The sequence below is a fragment of the Leucobacter soli genome (genome assembly GCF_042659205.1).
In the GTDB taxonomy this organism is placed as follows: Bacteria; Actinomycetota; Actinomycetes; order Actinomycetales; family Microbacteriaceae; genus Leucobacter; species Leucobacter soli.
This window is the reverse complement of sequence record NZ_JBHSRW010000194.1, coordinates 1-4,355: the sequence shown is the minus strand read 5'-3', so window position 1 is coordinate 4,355 and position 4,355 is coordinate 1. Positions and strand designations below refer to the sequence as shown.

Sequence of the window (4,355 nt, the reverse complement as noted above, 5' to 3'; positions counted from 1 at the left end):
GCCGGCAGCAGGAGCGCGAGGGCCGCGTCCGCGTACGCGCTGCGGTGCCGGATGGGCGCGGCCAGCTCGTGGAGCGGGTGCGGCGTCGGGTTGATGCTCTCGCTCGTCCAGCCCGCGGCCCGCGTCTCCTCGAGGAGCCGGTCGAAGCGTGCGGCGTCGTCGATCCGGCGCCGGGCCTTCGCGATGGTCGCGGGCTCGCTGAAGGCGAGCATCGCGAGCCCCTGCGGGCCGTCGAGCACGGAGTGCGGGGTGCCGACCTCGGGGATCACGACCACGTCGGCCCAGGATTCGGCATGAGTGAAGGTCAGGAGGCTCGCGAGCAGCCCCGAGCGGACGGTGAGGAGCGCCATCCCGCCGGTGCGCTCGCAGAGCTGGGAGACGGGATCGGTCGCGGCGCCCTGCAGTTCCGTCTCGACGTGCTCGGCGAGGGGACGGATCGCATCGCCGAGGTAGTAGCGGTTGTCGATCTGCACCAGGAACCGGCGCAGCTGCAGGGTGGCGAGCAGCCGATGGGTGACGGTCCGGTTGAGGCCGAGCGCGAGCGCGATCTCGGAGGCGCGGGCCGGTCCGTTCCGCAGCAGCCCGAGCACTTGCAGTGCGCGATCGAGGGTCAGGCTGATCCGGGTCATCGCGGTGCGCCGTTCATACCTGCACGCCGATCGTCCCGGTGCTGCGAGACGCGCGCGGGCGAGCGCTGCGGTGGTCGGCGGCGGGCTCGATGAGCTGCTCGTAGCGTCGGGAGATCTGCCGGGCGGCGGTGAGCAGCTGGGCGCGGGTGTCCTCCGGGTCGTCGATGGTGAGCCCCGGGAAGGCGAGGGTGAGCGACGCAATGGTCCGTCCGCTCGTCAGGGTGATCGGTGTGGCGACCCCGGTCCGCCCGGTCATCACTTCGCTCGGCGCGACGACGATGCCCGTGCGGCGCAACTGGTCGAGCGCCGCGGAGACGACGCCGGGGTCCGGTGCCATCGAGCGGATCTCGGAGATGGCCGCGTCGTCGAGCGCCGGCAGCAGCGCGAGACCCGGCGGCGCCTGCCAGATGTGGAACTTCACGCCGGAGAGGTGCTCGACGCGCACCGGCCCGGCGCGGCCCTCGCGCTCGATGCGGATGATGAAGTTCGGCGGTGCCGGGGTGGCGATGACGACGGCCGCAGCGAAGCGCTGGGCGAGCTCGTTGATCCGGTCGCGCGCGGCGAGCGCGAGTGGGTCCGGCACCTGAGAGGCGAGGTCGCGGAGCTTGGGGCCGAGGCTCCAGGTGCCGTCGGAGCGCAGGACGGCGTAGCCTCGCTCGGCGAGCGTGTGCAGACGGCGGGAGCAGATGTCGACCGAGGTGCCGGCATGCTCCGCGAGCCGCTCGACGGTGAGCGGAGGGTGGTCTGCGATCACCGACAGGAGGTCGAGCGCTGCCGCGGTGGTCTGAGAAATCTCCATGCTGCCTCGGGCGGTGGGAACGGGTGATCGGCGACGCCGCGCAGCGGCGTACCTCCGAACTCTACCGGCTGGTCGCCCGGCCGGTGCGACGATCCCCTTCAGTATTCCCTAGAAGTACGGATATACTATTGTAGTAACCAAGCGTGTGCGGTGTCCCTTGCGGAGGCGCGCGTACAGTATCCCCGACACCAGGAGGTTCAAGATGACGCAGGCAATCCACTTCGAGACCGGGGACGGCCGCCGGTTCCTCGGCCGTCTCGACGGAACGACGATCACCACCGCGGGCGAGGCGCCCGCCACGGGCTTCGCCGCGACCCCGGAGGCGTGGGCGGAGATCGTCGCCGCGAACGGAGCGACCCACGAGATCGGCGACGTGCACGTGCTCGCGCCGAACCGCCCCGGCAAGATCCTCGCGATCGGCCTCAACTACATGTCGCACGTCGAGGAGACGAACCTCGCGAAGCCCGACGTTCCCATGATGTTCGGCAAGTTCCCGAGCTCGGTCACCGGCGCCTTCGACGACATCGTGATCCCGCGCGAGGAGACCCGCCCCGACTACGAGGGCGAGCTCGGCGTGTTCATCTCGAAGCCGGCCTACCGCGTCTCGGTCGAGGAGGCCTGGGACTACGTCGGCGGCTTCACCGTGCTCAACGACGTCTCCGGCCGCCGTGCGCAGCTCGAGACCCCGATGAAGCAGTTCACCCTCGGCAAGAGCTTCGACACCTTCACCCCGGTCGGCCCGGCGGTCGTGAGCATGGACTCCTTCGCCGACGCCGAATGCCGCGACAACCTGCCCGTGCGCACCACGCTCTCGGGCGAGGTGATGCAGGACGGCAACACCAAGCAGTTCATCTTCACGATCCCCGAGATCGTCTCGTACCTCAGCCAGGGCGTCACCCTCGAGCCGGGCGACCTGATCGCCACCGGCACCCCGGGCGGCGTGGGCGACGAGCGGAAGCCCCCGCGCTACCTGCGCGACGGCGACGTCGTCGAGGTCGAGATCCCCGGCGTCGGCAAGATCTCGAACCCCGTGCGCTTCGAGGCGTAGACGGCCATGGAGATCCTCCCCGAGGGCAACAAGGACTACGTCTACGGCGGGCGCTTCACCGGCACGGTGCAGCTCGAGATGATCATCGAGGCGGCCACCGAGTCGCTCGCCGACGTGCCGAACCTGGGCGCCGTCGACGTCGCGCGCATCCACCACAAGGATGGCGCGGTCACGCACTGGCACACCCACCCGGGCGGCCAGATCCTCACGCTCGCGGCCGGCGTCGGCCGTGTCGGCAGCGACGAGGGCACGACCACCGGCATCCTGCCGGGCACCGTGATCCGCACCGAGCCGAACGAGCGCCACTGGCACGGCGCCGACGAGGGCAGCGACTGCGTGTGGCACTCGGTCGTGTGGGGCGTCACCGACTGGAGCGACGACAACCCGCTCGAAGGGAAGTAGCGCGACCGTGGTTCGGACTCCTCTGATCGGGCTCGTCACCGACCGCAAGATCTCGACCTCGGGCGCATGGGTCGACATCCCCACCGACGGCATCCCGCACACCTACCTGACGGCTATCGAGCAGGCCGGGGGAGCACCCGTGCTCTTCCCGGCGCTCTCGGTGCACCTGGAGGATCCGGGTCGGTTGCTCGACGGGGTCGACGGGCTGTTCCTGCCCGGCGGTCGCGACCTCGACGCGGATCTCTACGGGCAGCAGGCCCATGAGAGCAACGACCCGCCGCTGCGCGTCCGCGACGAGCTCGAGATGGCGCTGGTGCGCGAGGCGCGACGGCGCGGCATGCCCACGTTCGGGGCCTGCCGCGGGCTGCAGGTGATCAACGTCGCACTGGGAGGCACGCTCACGCAGCACCTCGGCGACGAGGTGGAGCTGACGCCGCACCGCGACGTGGTCGGCGTCTTCACCTCGCACCCGGTCGAGGTTGAGGAGGGCACACTGCTCGAGCGGATCGTCGGGCGGCAGTCCTTCGACATCGCCTCGCACCACCACCAGAGCGTCGACGCGCTCGGCGAGGGGCTCGTCGCGACGGCGACCGCGCCCGACGGCATCGTCGAAGCGGTCGAGGCCGCGGACGGATCGTTCTGCCTCGGTGTGCAGTGGCATCCCGAGGAGCGGCTCGATCCGGAGGGACTCGACCTCATGAAGGCGTTCGTGCGGGCATCCGCCGAATCGGTCGCATAGGCGACGGCGTACACGCAGAAGCAGCCCGATCCCGGAGCCCCGGGGTCGGGCTGCTTCGCTTTCGGGCTGCTCTGTGTGCGGGTCCGCTACTCCGCCGTGCCCGACCCCGCCGCGGGTTCCGTGGCCCCGGGGGCCAGATCAGCCGACTCGTGCACGATCCGCTCGGACGACCGCTGCAGTTCCCGCAGCGCCTTCCGCACGGTCTTCGCGTAGATCTCCGCTCCGCCGGGGTTCGGGTGGATCCCGTCGCCCGCGAGCTCGCGCGGGTGCTTCCGGATCGCGCGATCCCAGTCCGCCAGCACGACACCCGCCTGCTCGTCGGCGAACTCCTGCAGCAGCCGATTCACGCCGGGGATCCAGTCGCGGTCGGCGTGGGCGTTCACGAGCACGATCGGCCGCCCGTCGGCTGTGCGCTGCAAGCGTTCGAGGTCCGCCCGATCCACCGGACCGTTCGTGCCGAGCCCGACGACCAGCACCCGTCGCAGACGGTTCTGCCCCGCCAGGTCTTCGACGATCTGCACGCCGGCGCCGAGCCCGCGCGAAACCGCGGCGTCGACCTTGACGCCGCGGAAGGACGCCTTGAGCTCCGGGAGGCTGGCGAGCATCACCGAGTCCCCGACGGCGAAGATGTGCTTCCCCCGAGGGAGGGCCGGGCGGGCGGCGGCCCCGTTGGCGAGCGGTGGTCCGTCGTCGGGCTCGACGCTCCCGTCCAGGCCGTCGAGCGTGCCGGCGACGCCG

At 71.1% G+C, this 4,355-nt stretch carries 5 protein-coding genes and 1 pseudogene; 3 read left to right on the top strand and 3 right to left on the bottom strand.

Translation table 11 applies throughout. The features are described from left to right. Positions 1 to 629 (bottom strand): helix-turn-helix domain-containing protein (locus ACFPZL_RS10510; protein WP_382335347.1); only part of this gene is annotated, 629 nt, incomplete at its 3' end. Positions 630 to 642: 13 nt separating this feature from the next. Continuing rightward, positions 643 to 1,428: a MarR family transcriptional regulator gene (locus ACFPZL_RS10505; RefSeq protein ID WP_218114890.1), complete on the bottom strand. Its 786-nt coding sequence runs from the start codon at positions 1,426 to 1,428 to the stop codon at positions 643 to 645. Positions 1,429 to 1,630: 202 nt separating this feature from the next. Between ACFPZL_RS10505 and ACFPZL_RS10500 the strand changes: the two genes are divergently transcribed. From ACFPZL_RS10500 to ACFPZL_RS10490, 3 genes are read left to right on the top strand one after another with little or no spacing between them, the layout of a single operon-like run. Further along, the gene (locus tag ACFPZL_RS10500) at positions 1,631 to 2,476 is read left to right on the top strand and encodes a fumarylacetoacetate hydrolase family protein (RefSeq protein WP_218114889.1); all 846 of its coding nucleotides are present in this window, start codon (positions 1,631 to 1,633) and stop codon (positions 2,474 to 2,476) included. 6 nt (positions 2,477 to 2,482) lie between these two features. Next, positions 2,483 to 2,878, top strand: a complete 396-nt coding sequence (locus ACFPZL_RS10495; protein WP_218114888.1) for a cupin domain-containing protein — start codon at positions 2,483 to 2,485, stop codon at positions 2,876 to 2,878. A gap of 7 nt (positions 2,879 to 2,885) precedes the next feature. Beyond that, entirely contained in the window at positions 2,886 to 3,617 is a 732-nt protein-coding gene (locus tag ACFPZL_RS10490) for a gamma-glutamyl-gamma-aminobutyrate hydrolase family protein (RefSeq protein WP_218114887.1), read from the top strand. Positions 3,618 to 3,703: 86 nt separating this feature from the next. On the opposite strand, the pseudogene ACFPZL_RS10485 reads toward ACFPZL_RS10490, so the two are convergent. After that, positions 3,704 to 4,355 (bottom strand): annotated as a pseudogene (locus ACFPZL_RS10485) (hypothetical protein); the annotation flags it as partial.

Bases quoted from the DNA above. Each gene is read 5' to 3' on its own strand.
- ACFPZL_RS10495 (WP_218114888.1), top strand. From the start codon at position 2,483: ATGGAGATCCTCCCCGAGGGCAACAAGGACTACGTCTACGGCGGGCGC.
- ACFPZL_RS10505 (WP_218114890.1), bottom strand. From the start codon at position 1,428: ATGGAGATTTCTCAGACCACCGCGGCAGCGCTCGACCTCCTGTCGGTG.
- ACFPZL_RS10500 (WP_218114889.1), top strand. From the start codon at position 1,631: ATGACGCAGGCAATCCACTTCGAGACCGGGGACGGCCGCCGGTTCCTC.